This is a genomic window from Enemella dayhoffiae (assembly GCF_002250625.1).
Lineage (GTDB): Bacteria > Actinomycetota > Actinomycetes > Propionibacteriales > Propionibacteriaceae > Enemella > Enemella dayhoffiae.
The window spans coordinates 114,872-127,677 of record NZ_NMVQ01000046.1; the positions used below are offsets into that span (position 1 = coordinate 114,872).

The 12,806-nt window shown below is 69.3% G+C and carries 17 protein-coding genes and 1 tRNA gene; 8 read left to right on the top strand and 10 right to left on the bottom strand.

Translation table 11 applies throughout. The annotated features are described in order from the left end of the window. Positions 1-269: 269 nt before the first annotated feature. Both CGZ93_RS17120 and CGZ93_RS17125 read left to right on the top strand, forming a co-directional pair. Positions 270-629 (top strand): DUF3052 domain-containing protein, encoded by a 360-nt coding sequence (locus CGZ93_RS17120; protein ID WP_094365357.1) that lies wholly within the window; start codon positions 270-272, stop codon positions 627-629. Then, complete coding sequence (locus tag CGZ93_RS17125) at positions 626-1,111, top strand: redoxin domain-containing protein (protein ID WP_094365358.1); 486 nt, start codon at positions 626-628, stop codon at positions 1,109-1,111. The genes CGZ93_RS17120 and CGZ93_RS17125 overlap by 4 nt, the downstream gene beginning before the upstream one ends. On the opposite strand, the gene CGZ93_RS17130 is transcribed toward CGZ93_RS17125, so the two are convergent. Next, positions 1,074-1,976 (bottom strand): sigma-70 family RNA polymerase sigma factor, encoded by a 903-nt coding sequence (locus tag CGZ93_RS17130; protein WP_176451820.1) that lies wholly within the window; start codon positions 1,974-1,976, stop codon positions 1,074-1,076. The genes CGZ93_RS17125 and CGZ93_RS17130 overlap by 38 nt on opposite strands. A gap of 124 nt (positions 1,977-2,100) precedes the next feature. On the opposite strand from CGZ93_RS17130, the gene CGZ93_RS17135 reads away from it, so the two are divergent. The 3 genes from CGZ93_RS17135 (at position 2,101) to CGZ93_RS17140 (ending at position 3,726) form a co-directional block, all read left to right on the top strand. After that, a tRNA-Val gene (locus CGZ93_RS17135) sits at positions 2,101-2,174 on the top strand. Positions 2,175-2,342: 168 nt separating this feature from the next. Then, positions 2,343-2,465: a hypothetical protein gene (locus CGZ93_RS19790; protein ID WP_267489752.1), complete on the top strand. Its 123-nt coding sequence runs from the start codon at positions 2,343-2,345 to the stop codon at positions 2,463-2,465. Between the two features lie 10 nt (positions 2,466-2,475). Beyond that, positions 2,476-3,726: an alpha/beta fold hydrolase gene (locus CGZ93_RS17140; RefSeq protein ID WP_094365360.1), complete on the top strand. Its 1,251-nt coding sequence runs from the start codon at positions 2,476-2,478 to the stop codon at positions 3,724-3,726. A 35-nt stretch (positions 3,727-3,761) separates the two neighbouring features. On the opposite strand, the gene CGZ93_RS17145 is transcribed toward CGZ93_RS17140, so the two are convergent. The 6 genes from CGZ93_RS17145 to CGZ93_RS19795 all read right to left on the bottom strand — a co-directional run bounded on the left by CGZ93_RS17145 (position 3,762) and on the right by CGZ93_RS19795 (position 8,312). Beyond that, entirely contained in the window at positions 3,762-5,027 is a 1,266-nt protein-coding gene (locus CGZ93_RS17145) for a glycosyltransferase 87 family protein (protein ID WP_094365361.1), read from the bottom strand. Between the two features lie 56 nt (positions 5,028-5,083). After that, positions 5,084-5,689 carry a response regulator transcription factor gene (locus CGZ93_RS17150; RefSeq protein WP_094365362.1) on the bottom strand — a complete coding sequence of 202 codons (606 nt, stop codon included), beginning with the start codon at positions 5,687-5,689 and terminating at the stop codon, positions 5,084-5,086. Next, complete coding sequence (locus CGZ93_RS17155; RefSeq protein ID WP_176451821.1) at positions 5,686-6,852, bottom strand: sensor histidine kinase; 1,167 nt, start codon at positions 6,850-6,852, stop codon at positions 5,686-5,688. Before CGZ93_RS17155 ends, CGZ93_RS17150 begins: the two co-directional genes overlap by 4 nt. A 13-nt stretch (positions 6,853-6,865) precedes the next feature. Beyond that, on the bottom strand, positions 6,866-7,834 hold the full coding sequence (locus tag CGZ93_RS17160) for a CPBP family intramembrane glutamic endopeptidase (protein WP_094365364.1): 969 nt from the start codon (positions 7,832-7,834) through the stop codon (positions 6,866-6,868). A gap of 99 nt (positions 7,835-7,933) precedes the next feature. Beyond that, positions 7,934-8,143, bottom strand: coding sequence for a hypothetical protein (locus CGZ93_RS17165; RefSeq protein ID WP_094365365.1), 210 nt, complete (start codon positions 8,141-8,143; stop codon positions 7,934-7,936). 46 nt (positions 8,144-8,189) lie between these two features. Continuing rightward, a complete protein-coding gene (locus CGZ93_RS19795; protein ID WP_267489753.1) occupies positions 8,190-8,312 on the bottom strand; it encodes a hypothetical protein in 123 nt (40 codons plus the stop codon). Between the two features lie 176 nt (positions 8,313-8,488). On the opposite strand from CGZ93_RS19795, the gene CGZ93_RS17170 reads away from it, so the two are divergent. Then, entirely contained in the window at positions 8,489-9,247 is a 759-nt protein-coding gene (locus CGZ93_RS17170; RefSeq protein ID WP_094365366.1) for a glycerophosphodiester phosphodiesterase, read from the top strand. On the opposite strand, the gene CGZ93_RS17175 is transcribed toward CGZ93_RS17170, so the two are convergent. Next, positions 9,233-9,694, bottom strand: coding sequence for a GatB/YqeY domain-containing protein (locus CGZ93_RS17175; protein WP_094365367.1), 462 nt, complete (start codon positions 9,692-9,694; stop codon positions 9,233-9,235). The genes CGZ93_RS17170 and CGZ93_RS17175 overlap by 15 nt on opposite strands. 821 nt (positions 9,695-10,515) lie before the next feature. Beyond that, a complete protein-coding gene (locus CGZ93_RS17180) occupies positions 10,516-11,457 on the bottom strand; it encodes an ROK family protein (protein WP_094365368.1) in 942 nt (313 codons plus the stop codon). Between the two features lie 141 nt (positions 11,458-11,598). On the opposite strand from CGZ93_RS17180, the gene rpsO reads away from it, so the two are divergent. Next, on the top strand, positions 11,599-11,862 hold the full coding sequence (gene rpsO, locus CGZ93_RS17185) for a 30S ribosomal protein S15 (protein ID WP_094365369.1): 264 nt from the start codon (positions 11,599-11,601) through the stop codon (positions 11,860-11,862). A gap of 63 nt (positions 11,863-11,925) precedes the next feature. On the opposite strand, the gene CGZ93_RS17190 is transcribed toward rpsO, so the two are convergent. Beyond that, positions 11,926-12,180, bottom strand: a complete 255-nt coding sequence (locus CGZ93_RS17190; RefSeq protein WP_094365370.1) for a hypothetical protein — start codon at positions 12,178-12,180, stop codon at positions 11,926-11,928. Positions 12,181-12,522: 342 nt separating this feature from the next. On the opposite strand from CGZ93_RS17190, the gene CGZ93_RS17195 reads away from it, so the two are divergent. Further along, positions 12,523-12,786 (top strand): hypothetical protein, encoded by a 264-nt coding sequence (locus tag CGZ93_RS17195; RefSeq protein WP_094365371.1) that lies wholly within the window; start codon positions 12,523-12,525, stop codon positions 12,784-12,786. Positions 12,787-12,806 lie beyond the last annotated feature (20 nt).

Here is a 12,806-nt window from a genome sequence, read left to right on the forward strand (position 1 = left end):
CTTTTGGGACGTACTGTCCAGGCCCATTTTGCACCCCTTGGTCGGACCTCACCAGCGCGGGGTCTCGCCACGGAGCGATCGGTCGAAATCCCTCGTGGTGGTGAGCTGGGGTCGCTGGGGTACCGCGCAGCAGCGGCTCATGGCACGATGCTGCTGAAAGATGGACGAGCTGGGTCCACATCGAACAACGGGACGGGAGTCTGTGGGTGGTGAGTACGGCCGGGGGCAAGGCAGCAGCCGCAGCCGAGCAGTTGGGGCTATCGAATGAGATGGCCGTTCAGGAGCTGGGCTGGGACGACGACGTGGACGACGGGCTCCGCATCGCCGTCGAGGACGCGATCGACGCGGAAATGGTCGAGGAGGCCATGGAGGCGGTTGACGTGGTGCTGCTGTGGTGGCGCGAGGACGACGGCGACCTGGTCGACGGACTGGTCGACGCGCTGACCGATCTGGCAGACAAGGGCTGGGTCTGGCTGCTCACCCCCAAGGTCGGCCGCGATGGTCACGTCGACCCCTCCGACATCGCCGAGGCCGCCACCACCGCGGGGCTCTCCCAGACCAGCACAGCCCAGGTGTCCGGCGACTGGGCGGCCAGCAAGCTCGTCCGCCCCAAGGGGTCCCGCCGGTGAGCGTGCCCGGCATCGGGGATCGGGTGGGTGTGGTCGAGGCGACCAACCAATTCGGCCAAGGCGTACGCCTGGGTGAGGGCGGGTGGTCGCTGCTGTTCTTCTATCCGTTCGCGTTCACCGGCATCTGCACCGGTGAGCTGGGTCGGCTGCGTGCGGACCGGCAGGCGTACGCCGATGCCGGGTGCCGGATCGCCGCGATCTCCTGCGACACCATGTTTTCCCTGCGGGTGTTCGACGACCGCGAAGGGTTCGGGTTCGACCTGGTCGCCGATCACTGGCCGCACGGGGCGATCGCCGAACGGTTCGGGGTGTTCGACGCCGAGCGCGGTTGCGCGATCCGCGGGTCGTTCCTGCTCGACCCGGACGGGGTGCTGCGCTGGAGCGTGGTGAACCCGATCGGCGAGGGCCGGGACCTGGACGCTCATCTGGCGGTCGTCCGCGAACTCACGTCGGCTGGGGGAGACGCTCCCGCAGCAGGGTGACGGCCTTCTTCTCGATCTGGCGGATCCGCTCCCGGGTGACCCCGAACCGTTGACCGATCTGGTCCAGCGTCTGCGGGTCGCCGTCGACGAGCCCGTTGCGCAGGCACAGCACCTGGAAGGAGCGGTCGTCGAGGTGGGTGCGGACGTCGGCGACGAAGCGCTGCAGCGCCGCCTCATCGAGGACCGCGTCCCCGTCGTCCGGCCGCTCCGGCAGCCATTCGGCGGCAGCCGGGTCGGACAGCTCCGACTCCCAGGACAGGTGCTCGGCGACGACGGCGCGCACCTTGGTGAGCTCGTCGGCGCTCCACCCGAGCTCGGCGCACAGCTCCGCGTCGCTGGAGCGGCCGTCGCGGCGGAGCCGACGCTCGGCCCGTCGCAGCGTCTCGACCCGATCGTGGACGTGCACCGGCAGCCGGATCACCCTGCTCTCGTTGGCGATCGCGCGATCGATCGCCTGTCGGATCCACCACACGGCGTAGGTGGAGAACTTGCTGCCCTGGCCGGGATCGAACTTCTCCGCGGCCTGCAGCAGGCCGAGGTTGCCCGCCTGCACCCGATCCTCCAGCGGCAGGGTGTCGGCGGTGGCCAGGGCGACCTGGACCACCAGGCGCTGGTTGTGGCGGATGAAGGTGTCCCGCGCCTCGGCCCGATCGGCGGCCGCCTCGGCGAGTCGGGCCCGGTCGTCGGGATGCAGCCGACGGGCGCCCGCGAACTCGACCGCCAACTCGGTCGACGCGTCACCGGCCTGGATCCGCAGGCCCAGCTCCGACTCCTCGGCGGCGGTGAGGATTCGGTGGTCGCGCAGCCGCCGCGCCCACTCGGGATCGCCGTCGATCCACCTTTGCCGTGACACCGGCGGTCTCATCTGCACCTTCATCGCTGCCCTTTCGTTGCCGTTGTCGAAAACGTTAGAGGGCCGGTCCGACAGTCATCGGGGAGCGAGCCGAAGTGGCCGAGTGGGGCCGGTTCAAGTACCCTCTGGGAGTTGCGGTCGCATAGCTCAGTTGGTTAGAGCACCTGCCTTACAAGCAGGGTGTCGGGGGTTCGAGTCCCTCTGCGACCACCGTTGTGAGCCTCACCCGTTTCGCCGGCCGCGCAGCGGCCCAGTCGGTGCATGCCCCGACCGGTCAGGTGCATCGCGGTGCCGACGCTGATCACCGCACGCAGCACGTGTGGCAGCGCGGGAGCGTGGTCGTCGCGATAGCGCAGATGCCAGCCTTCACCGTCGTGGTTGGTCATCCGCGGGTACGCCGAGGCGGCGGTCCGCCGGGTGGACCTCCAGGCGTACGCCGAACAGCCGCCGACCCCGGTCAGCGCCGAGATCGAGCCCAATCCTGTCCGGGCTGCCAGCTAGGGTCGAGCGGGTGAGTGAGAGCTATCGCATTGGCCCCCTGCCGTTGACCGAGCACACCATCACCGTGCCGCTGACCACCGATCCCGGTGACCAACGCACCATCGACGTGTTCGCCCGGGTGGTGGCCCGTGAAGGTGGGGAGGACCTGCCCCATCTGGTGTATCTGCAGGGTGGGCCTGGCGTGGAGGCGCCGCGGCCGACCCTGGAACCGACGGAACCGTCCTGGCTCCCCGCGGCTCTCGAGCACTACCGGGTGGTGCTGCTGGACCAGCGCGGGACCGGCCGCTCGACCCCGGTCGGAGATCACCTACTCACCGATCGCAGCGCCGACGAGGTGGCCGAACATCTCACCCACCTGCGCGCAGACGGCATCGTGCGCGACGCGGAGGCGATGCGCGAACACCTGGGCGTACGCCGCTGGAGCGTGCTGGGCCAGTCGTTCGGCGGGTTCACCCTGCTGCACTACCTGAGCCGGCACGCCGACTCGGTCGCCGAGGCGTACTTCACCGGAGGTCTCTCCGCGATCGGCCGACACTGCGACGACATCTACGCCAGCTGTTATGAGCTGATGCGGCAACTCTCCGAGGCGTACTATCGGCGCTTTCCTCATGACCGCGAAAAAGTCCGGCGGCTCGTCGACCTTGCCGCGGCCGGGGAGCTGGTGCTGCCCGACGGCGAGGTCGTGTCGGTGAGCCGGTTGCGCAATGTGGGTCACCAGCTCGGCGCCGACCACGGCTGGCGATCCCTGCACTGGCTGCTCGAGCTCGATCCGCGATCGAACGCGTTCCGGTACGACCTGGCGGCCGCAATGTCCTACCGGGGCAGGAACCCGCTCTACTACGTGCTGCACGAGTCCTCGTACGCCGACGGGTGCGTCACAGACTGGTCGGCCGAGCGGACCGAACCAGACGACTTCGCCGACGACCCGACCCTGTTCACCGGTGAGCACGTTCGCCGGGAGTGGCTGGACACCGTCCCCGCATTCCGTCCCTGGGCCGAGGTCACCCGCATCCTGGCCCAGCACGACTGGCCGCAACTCTATGACGCCGACGCCCTGCGCCAGAGCGGCGCCGTCGGTGCCGCGGCGGTGTATCTGAACGACGCCTTCGTCCCCTTCGACTTCTCGATGCAGACCGCGGCCCTGCTGCCGGGGGTGCACCCCTGGGTGACCAGTGAGCACGAGCACAGCGGGTTGCGGACCAGCAACGGTCGGGTGCTGGGCCGGCTGATTGAGCTCGCCAAGGGGTCGCGCGTCCGCTGACGCGATGTCGAGCAGAGGACGGCCTCGGCCGCAGGTCAGCTCGGATCGTGTGCGTCCCGCAGCGCCCGAGACGGCGCGATCGCCTGCCCCGACCGGGAATGGCCGCTGCGCGCACGCGCCGCACGCCGGCCCCGCGGTCTCGCGGCCAGCGCCCACACGCCGACCGCGACGACGAACAGCAGGGCGGTGAACCCCGGCATGGTCGACAGCCACAGCTGACCCGGGCCATATTCGGTCGTCACCCCGGGCGAGCCGGGTAGCCGCAGCTGCGGCTCGAGGGTCAGGATCCCCATGCAGACGAGCCCGACCCAGCGCAGCCATCCCGCAGAGATCTGAGCCAGGCAGACGATTCCGGGCAACACCCAGGTCAGGTGGTGGGTCCACGCGACCGGGTTGGCGAGGGTTGACCCCACCCCGACGGCGGTCAGGGCGAGCAGCTCCTTGCCCGCCCGATGCGCGAGCCAGGCGGCGATCAGGCACAGCAGCAGCAGTGCGGCGCTCAGGATCAGCCCGAGCGTACGCCCCTGCTCGACCCCCTGGAACCGTTGCACGGTGGACATCACCGAGATGTTCCAGATCAGCCCGTACACCACCGGGTTGGCCCCCGAGTCACCGGCCATCAACCGTTGCCAGTAGCCGGTTGCGGCGGTCGGCATCACCGCGAAACCCGCCAGTACGGTCGCGGCGAAGACGCCGCATGCCCAGGCGGCAGCCCGGAATCGGCGGGTGAGCAGCAGATAGACGATGAAGGCGGCCGGGGTCAGTTTGATCGCCGTGGCCAGGCCGATCAGCACCCCCTGGGGCAGCCAGCGCCGCCCCGGTGGATCGATCAGGTCCAGCACGACCAACCAGAGCAGCAGGACGCCCAACTGCCCGAACTGGATGCCGGTCTGGAACGGCAGGAGCAGCACCACCGTCGCGGCGGCACCAAAACCGAGCTGCCACGCCCGACGAAAACCGAGTCGGTGCAGCACGCCCAGACACATCAGCCCGTTCAGTGCCGCCCAGACGATGGCGGTCACCGGCCAGGGGATGGGGCGCAGCAGCAACGCGGCGATCGCCGCGAAGGGTGGATAGATGTAGGCGAAGACCCCCGGATCGGTCACATAGACGTCACCGCCGTGCAGCACCTTTCCGGCGGCATTCCAATAGACGTAGAGATCCTCGGCCCTGGACCACCACCGCGGATCCTCCGGTTCGCGGACCGGATAGAGGCTGGCATACCAACCGGCCGCGCACGCCACCAGGGCGGCACCGACCAACGCCACCCAACGGCCGACGTTCTCCCTGATTCGGGTCACATCGGCACCCTAGTGGGCGCCGCTCGATCAGCGAGGGAGCCCGGCCGCGCGTCCGCTCAGATCCAACCGCGGTCCGCGGCGATGCGGGCGGCCTCGTGGCGGTTGGCCGCGCCCAGCTTGGCGGCGGCCGCGCTGAGGTAGTTCCGCACCGTGCCGGAGGAAAGCGACGCCCGCTGGGCGATCTCGTCGACGGGGGCGCCGTCGCGGGCGTACGTCAGCACGTCGGCCTCCCTGGGGGACAGCGGTGAGTCGCCGGCGCCGATCGCTTCGGCGGCCAGTTGCGGGTCGACGTGACGGCCCCCACCGGCCACCGTCCGGACCACCTTGGCCAGCTCACCGGCCGACACCGTCTTCGGCAGGAAACCCTTCACCCCCACCGATAGCGCCGACTTCAGATAGCCGGGTCGCCCGTGCGAGGTGAGGATGATGCACCGGCACTGCGGCAGCTCAGTGGCCAGCAGTCGGGCCACCTCGATGCCGTCGGGTTCGGGCATCTGCAGGTCGAGCAGGGCCACGTCGGGGGAGTGCTTGCGGGCTGCGGCCAACGCCTCCGGTCCCGACGCCGCCCGGGCCACCACCTCGAGGTCGTCCTCGAGCGCGAGCAGGCCCTCCAGGGCGTCGCGGATCAGGTTCTCGTCGTCGGCGATCAGCACGCGGATCATCGGATCTCCTTCGCAGGTCGCGGTGCGCTGGGCACGGCGGCGGTCACGGTGAACCAATCGCCCTCCGGCTGCACGGTGAGTCGGCCGCCGACGGCCTCGAGCCGGTCGGCCATCGACGGCAGGCCGGTGCCGGTGGACTCCGTGGCCGGACGGCCGCCGGCGCCGTCGTTGGTGAGCGTCAAGGTGGTCTCCGTGTCCGCTCCGGAGCCGACGGCCAGGGCGATCGTGACCCGGCTCGCTCGCGAGTGCCGCAGGATGTTCGTGGCCGCCTCCCGCACCACCCAGGCCAGGGTGTCGGCGTACGCCGGAGGCTCGGTCCGCCCACCCGCGACGGTGCAGTCGATCCCCGCCGAGTCGAGCAACGCCCTGGCTCCCTCCAGCTCTTCGCTGAACGAGCTGACCCGCTCGCCGCGGACCACCTTGCGCACCTCGCTGCCGGCGCCGTTGGCGATCTCTCGGATCTGGGACATCTCGGCCGCCGCCTCGCCGCTGCGGCCGCGACGGGCCAGTTCTGCCGCCAGTTCGCTCTTCACCGAAATGGTGGCAAGGGTACGCCCGAACACGTCGTGCAGGTCCCGGGAGATCCGCAGCCGCTCCTCGGCCAGGGCCAGCTGGGCCTGCGCCGCCTGCGCCTGGTGCACCTCGCCCATCACCCGCAGCATCCACGCGGTGAGCCAGAAACCCCAGACCAGGAACCAGACCAGGAAGATCGCGCCGATCACCTGGACGCCGTCGTAGAACAGGGCGAGCACGCCGAGCAGCCCACTGGTGACCACCGTGAACAGTGCGACCATCCGCGCCGACAGGATCGGGCTGATGCTGGCCATGGCCAGGATCAGCGGGACCACGGCCAGCAGCAGTCCGTGATACCAGATCGTGACCACGGTCGTGGTGGCCACCAGCGCGACGGCCCAGAGGGGGAGCAACCACCGCGGCCGTGCCTGCTGGTCGTTCAGCATCCGGGCCAGCGCCCAGTTCGTCACCTTGACGTTCAGCACCAGCGACACGATCAGCAGACCCACCACCAGGACGGTGACCGGTGTCGCCCATTTCTTGGGGTCGATCAGCAGCACCTGCACCAGGTTCCAGCCGAGCATCAGGTACAGGCTCCAGCGCACGTAGAGCTCGAATCTACGTGCGCCGGTGGCAGACCATCTGGGCATCGTGCCCATTGTGTCAGCGGGTCGGCTCGGCCGGGCCGGTAACCGGGCACGGCCCAGTACGCCACCAGACGACGGCGGCGGTGACGACCAGCATGGCGGCCGGGATCATCATGTGTACGCTGCCCGCTCCGGCGGAACGGTCGAACCCCTTGTCCAAATCGGACTGGAGGATCAGGCCGACCAAGGTGGCGAGCACGTTGTTCACCGCGTGCACCAGCACCGGCAGCTCCAATCCGCCGGTACGCCAAGCGATCAGGGCCAGACAGGCACCGAAGGTGAAGTAGTAGAGATTCAGCCAGACGTCGGTGGACGCGTGGGCAACCATGAACAGCAGGCTCGACACGAGCACACCGAGCACCAGCCCGGCGCGGGGGCCGCCACCCCAGCTGGCCGCGACCCGCAGCGCGAGCCCACGGAAGGCGTACTCCTCACCGGCGGCCTGGAAGGGGATGATCAGCAGGCCGATGGCGGCGTACGCGATCACGTCGATCATCGGCATCGGCTTCGTCGGTTGCGGAATCAGAGAGCTGAAAGCGACCATGTAGACGGTCCAGACCGGCACCACGACCAGGGCGGCCCGGCCCAGCAGACGCCAGCGGAAGCGGCTGAAGACCGAGTGCAGGGAGCGTGCCGGTACGCCGAACATCAGCCGCTGGATGCCCATGCTGATCGGGATCAGGGTGGCCAGGCCGGCCACGCCGGAACCCAGCAGAGCGGGGCTCATCGTGGGCGAGCCGTTCGCCGGGGAATAGCGGCCGGTCAGCAGGTCGATGCCGATGCCGATGCTTCCGAAGACTGCCATCTGCACGCCGAAGGTGACCAGGAGGAGCAGCAGGGCCAGGATGCCGCGCCAGGCCGCGGGGCGTTCGATCGCGAGGCGCTGCTGGTACTCGTGGGCCGGCGCGGCCGTGGGGCCGGCGCCGTGGGCAGCGACGGGGGAGTGGGGGAGGACCAGTGGCGGAGTGGGGGATGAATCGCTCATGGCTCCATGCTCGACCCGGAAGCGGGCGCCGACCCCTGCGCCGTGGCACCACTTCCCGGGCGCTCTGCACGGGTCGGTGGTGACAAATGTCAGATCGACTCAGCCCGCTGCCGGGGCCGGTGCCGGTGTCGCTGGAGGGTCGACCTGGCCGCGGGCCGGTCCGTTGGGGGTCTGGATCCAGCCCACCACGGCGACGAGCACGTTCACCGCCACCGGGAGCAGGATCATCGGCGATGCCTTCTGATCACCCGCGGTGATCGTCTTGTTCAGGTCTTCCGACATCGCCAGACCGACGAGGAAGTTGGTCACATTGGTGGGCGTGCAGCAGGATCAGCATCTCCAGTCCGGCCGTTCGTCAGGCGACGACGGTCATCGAGACGCCGAAGACGAAGTAGGAGAGGTTCTGCCAGAAGTCGACCGAGCCGTGCGCGAGGGCGAGGGCGGCGCTGTTCACGATGGCCGCGACGACCAGGAGCACCAGGGTCAGGATGCCTTTACCCACCGAGATGCGGTTGCGGTCAGGGTCTCCTGGTAGGTGTAGCCGGCCGGTCGCGACTGCGTGGGGCAGGCCGTGGTCGCCTCGGGGCGTGCGCTGGTCAGGCGTCCCATGATGACCTATCGGGATGGGTCATCGGTAGCCGCTAGGCTGCCGGCATGAGCCAGGTCTGGGCCCACCGGGGGGCGTCGGCGTACTCCCCGGAGAACACGATCGAGGCCTTCCGGCTGGCCGAGCAACAGGGTGCGGACGGGGTGGAGCTGGATGTCCACCTGAGCGCCGACGGCGAAGTCGTGGTGATCCATGACGAGACCGTGGACCGGACCAGCGATGGTACCGGTGAGGTGTCGCAGATGACGCTGGAATCCCTGCGTGGCTTGGATTTCAGCAACGGTCTGGACGGGTTTCGTGACGTGCGGATTCCGACCCTGGCCGAGGTGTTCGAAGAGTTGCGGCCCGGCGGGATGCTGATCAACCTCGAGCTGAAGACCAACCTGAACTTCCAGCCGGGGATAGAGGCGCGGGTGGTCAGGCTGATCCGCGACCTGCGGATGGGGGAGCGGGTGCTGGTCAGCTCGTTCAACCACCATTCGCTGAAAACCGTTCAGCAGGCGGCCCCGGAAATCCAACTGGGGTTGCTGTTCAGCGAGATCCTGCTCATGCCGTGGGAGTATGCCCGATCCTTCGGTGCGGTGGCGATCCATCCGGCGTACAACTTCCTGCGGGTGAACGGGGCGGTCGAGCTGTGCCACGCCGCGGGGGTGCGGATCCATCCGTGGACGATCGACGACCCCGAGCACCTGCGCTGGGCGATGGGTCTCGGGGTCGATGCCGTGATCAGCAACGTGCCCGACCGGGCCCTGGCCCAGCGCGCTGGGCTGGAGGGTGCCGGGGCGGTGCGGTCAGCGGGTCTGTAGCCGCGCCTTCACCAGCGCCGCCACCTTGCCGCCCTCGGCCCGACCGGCGGCGCGGGCGTTGACGGCCTTGATCACCTGGCCCATCTGCTTCATCGACACATCCGGTCCGGCGGCGGCGACCTCCTCGGTGACCAGGGCCGCCAGCTCGTCGTCGGTGAGCGGCTGTGGGAGGTAGCGCTGCAGCACCTCAACCTCGGTGCGCTCCACCTCGGCCAGCTCCTCGCGGCCGGCGGCGGTGTACGCCTCCGCGGAGTCCTTGCGCTGACGTACCTGCTTGGTCAGGATCGCCTGCTCCTGGTCGGCGGTCAGCTGATGCGCGGACTCGCCGGACACCTCCTCGGTCTGGATCGCCGTCAGCGCGGCGCGCAGCACCTTGGTGGTCTCAGAATCACGGGCCTTCATGCTGGCGGTCATGTCGGCGCGCAGACGGTCCTTGAGCTCGGCCATCGGGGAGTCCTTTCGCGGGGGATTACCTGTTCATCCTGCCACGTCCGCACTGGCTGAGTCCCACGTTGGCTTGGCCTGTCGAAGCCCCACGTTGGCTGAGCCTGTCGAAGCCACCCCACGTTGGCTGAGCCTGTCGAAGGCTGCTGGTTGTGGTTGCGTCCGGTGGTTGCGGCGGAAAGGGCGTCCCGCCCACCTCGCTGGCGGTCTGGGTTGCGCTGCCGCTGGTCTGGTCTCCAGCTCGGTACGCCCGACCACGCCCCGACGCCCTTTCCGCCTCCACCACCTCAGCGCCCAACCTCCAGTTTCCACGCTCCACGTTCGACCGTGTCGAGGGAACCCGCCCTCAGGGGGCGTGACCCGCTCAAAATTCTTTCCAACGACCACACCAGGGAATGGCCCGAAGGACCCACCCACCAGACCAACCTCGCGCCGTTCACCCGCACCCCCGCCGAGCGAAAACCCACGCCGATTCCGGGTCGAGCAGATCAAGAACGGGCTGCTGCACTGGATGACCCCCGCCGGACAACAAGCCTGGACCAGCTGCCACGGGACGTGGCGAAAACCACCACCCGAACACGTCGTCAACGACCCCACTGAGACCACGAAGAAGACCCGTGCATCCTGTTCGACGCCGCCCACACCGGACGCAAACGACTGCACCGCGACCGCGGACCCACCACCGGCAACTCACCACCCTGAGGACCGTTCCGTGATCGAGCTCCTTTCGACACGCAGGGGCATTGCTCCGCATGCCCTGCTACTCAAGGAACGTAGGCGACCCCTCTGCCCGGTTCCGCTGGTCAAGGAAAGGAGCCACGCCCTCAGTGGGGGCGGAGGGGGCCGAGGCCGACCAGGCCGAGGCCGACGGCGGCGGCGCCGACCAGGCCGGCGTTGTCGAGTTCGGCCTGGCGGAGGTCGATCGAGGGGACGAACAGGGTCCCCGAGAAGTCGGCCAGGTGTTTCCGCAGCGGCGCGAACACCACCTCGCCCGCGTTGGCCACCCCGCCACCGATCACGAACACCCGAACGTCGAGCTCGGCCGACAGTGCCGCGATCCCGGCGGCCAGCGCCCGCATCCCGCGGTCGATCGCGGCCCGTGCGGTCTCGTCGCCAGCGCGCGCGTCGTCGGCCAGGGCGCGGGCGTCCTCACCCTCCCAGCCGAGCTCACGGGCGTACGCCACCATCGCCGGGCCCCTGGCGTACATCTCCACACAACCGCGCGAGCCGCAGTCGCAGGCCGTCCCCAGGAAGTTCACCGACGTGTGCCCGACGTGCACCGCGTTGCCGAAGTCGCCATAGAACAACCGTCCGCCCAGCACGGCGCCACCGCCCACCCCGGTCGAGACGATCATCCCGACCATCGAGTCGGCCCCGCGTCCGGCACCCAACCAGTGCTCACCCAGCGCGATGCAGTGACCGTCACCGGCCAGACCGACCCGGACCCGTCGCCCGGTCACCTCGGCGACCACTGCCTCCACCCGGGCCGACACCGGAAAGTCCCGCCAGCCCGGCACGTTGATCGGCGAGATGGTGCCCTTCGGCTCGTTGATCGGCCCGGCCGACCCGATCCCGACCAGCACCTCGTCTCCCGGGTCCCAGCCGGCGAGCAGTTCCGGCAGCCCATCGGCCACCGGCGCGAACAGCTCCTCGGCATCTCCGCCCGGCACCGTCGGCCGGCGTACCTCCCGCACGATCGTCCCCTGCTCGTCGACGATCGCCATCGCAATCTTCGTGCCGCCGATGTCGAGCGCCACCACCTGCATCGGGTCCTCCTCCGTTTTGGGGGCCAACGTCCTCCGCTGGTACGCTACTACGGTTGCCGTCACGACGGCCGCGGACCCACAAGAGCTTCCCACCCACCGACCGGGAGGCGCCGCGCAACGGGAAACCGGAAGGAGAGCGTCATGGACGCCGACACCAAGAAGAAGACCATCGAAGAGTACGCCACGACCCCCGGCGACACCGGCTCTCCGGATGTGCAGATCGCGCTGCTCACCAAGCGGATCGCGCACCTCACCGAGCACCTCAAGGAGCACAAGGGTGACCACCACTCCCGTCGTGGCCTGATGCTGATGGTCGGTCAGCGCCGCCGGCTGCTCAACTACGTCGCCAAGCAGGACGTCGAGCACTACCGCGAGCTGATCAAGCGCCTCGGTCTGCGCCGCTGATCAACCCCCACACGCAACGAACGCCGTCACCGCAAGGTGGCGGCGTTCGTTGCGTTCCGGGGATCACCAACCGCAGTGCACGTGCGTGTCGTGGACGGGATAGCCCGGGCCGAGGTTCTCGGTCGCACCGGCCTCGCGGCAGGCGCTGAGCACCGCCTGGTGCGCCGCACCCGAGCCCACCCCGACGCCGTTGATCTGGTCGACGTCGAACGCGGTCCCGCGATAGTGCCGGGAGGTGGCGCTGTGGTCGGCGCCGGCGATCGCGGTGACCCGGATCCGGTACCCCTTGTTGGCCACCGCCAGCATCCCGCGCAGCATCCGCTCGTCCAGCTCCTGCGGATGCTGGCCGGGGTCGCCCCGGGTTCGCTCTTCAACCCGAGCAGCTCCAGCGCCATCGACTTGTGCTTGTCGTAGTAGACCTCGTAACGCTTCGCCGGTCGCTGCACCTTGGCCGCGGCCTGCCACATCGGCATCGAGTCCCAGCCCTTGATGTCGAGCAGTCCCGGCAGGTGCCCGGCCCTGGTGGTGACCCCCTTGTAGAAGGTGCGGGCGGCCCACGCCGGGTCGTTGGTCTGGTCCACGGTGCCGTAGTAGGCCCCGTCGCGATAGACCGAACGCTGCTGGAACAGCCCAGAGTCACCCTCGCTGTTCGGCTTTCGGGTGGCCGTGTTCGCGCCGAGGGTCGACTCCTGCCTGGCGGTCATCAGCGCGATGCCGATCGCCCGGTCCGGCAGGTTCAGCTCGCGTCCGACCGCGATGATCACCCGGGCGTTCTCGCGCTGGGTGCTGTTGAGGCTGGCGGCCGACACCGCACTGGCGACGACGGGGGCACTGACCGCGGCCACCGCGGTGACGGCGACGGCGCCGATGGCTGCTGATCTGATGGTGAACACCGGTGACCCTTCGCAGAGGTTTGGTTCGTGATCCCGTTGAGCGGCAGACCC

Coding starts and splice junctions, on each gene's coding strand:
- CGZ93_RS17155 (WP_176451821.1), bottom strand. CDS start 6,852: ATGCCCAGATGGTCTGCCACCGGCGCACGTAGATTCGAGCTCTACGTG.
- CGZ93_RS17175 (WP_094365367.1), bottom strand. CDS start 9,694: ATGGCCGAGCTCAAGGACCGTCTGCGCGCCGACATGACCGCCAGCATG.
- CGZ93_RS17170 (WP_094365366.1), top strand. CDS start 8,489: ATGAGCCAGGTCTGGGCCCACCGGGGGGCGTCGGCGTACTCCCCGGAG.
- rpsO (WP_094365369.1), top strand. CDS start 11,599: ATGGACGCCGACACCAAGAAGAAGACCATCGAAGAGTACGCCACGACC.
- CGZ93_RS17160 (WP_094365364.1), bottom strand. CDS start 7,834: ATGAGCGATTCATCCCCCACTCCGCCACTGGTCCTCCCCCACTCCCCC.
- CGZ93_RS17120 (WP_094365357.1), top strand. CDS start 270: ATGGCCGTTCAGGAGCTGGGCTGGGACGACGACGTGGACGACGGGCTC.
- CGZ93_RS17130 (WP_176451820.1), bottom strand. CDS start 1,976: ATGAGACCGCCGGTGTCACGGCAAAGGTGGATCGACGGCGATCCCGAG.
- CGZ93_RS17150 (WP_094365362.1), bottom strand. CDS start 5,689: ATGATCCGCGTGCTGATCGCCGACGACGAGAACCTGATCCGCGACGCC.
- CGZ93_RS17190 (WP_094365370.1), bottom strand. CDS start 12,180: ATGCTGCGCGGGATGCTGGCGGTGGCCAACAAGGGGTACCGGATCCGG.
- CGZ93_RS17180 (WP_094365368.1), bottom strand. CDS start 11,457: ATGCAGGTGGTGGCGCTCGACATCGGCGGCACGAAGATTGCGATGGCG.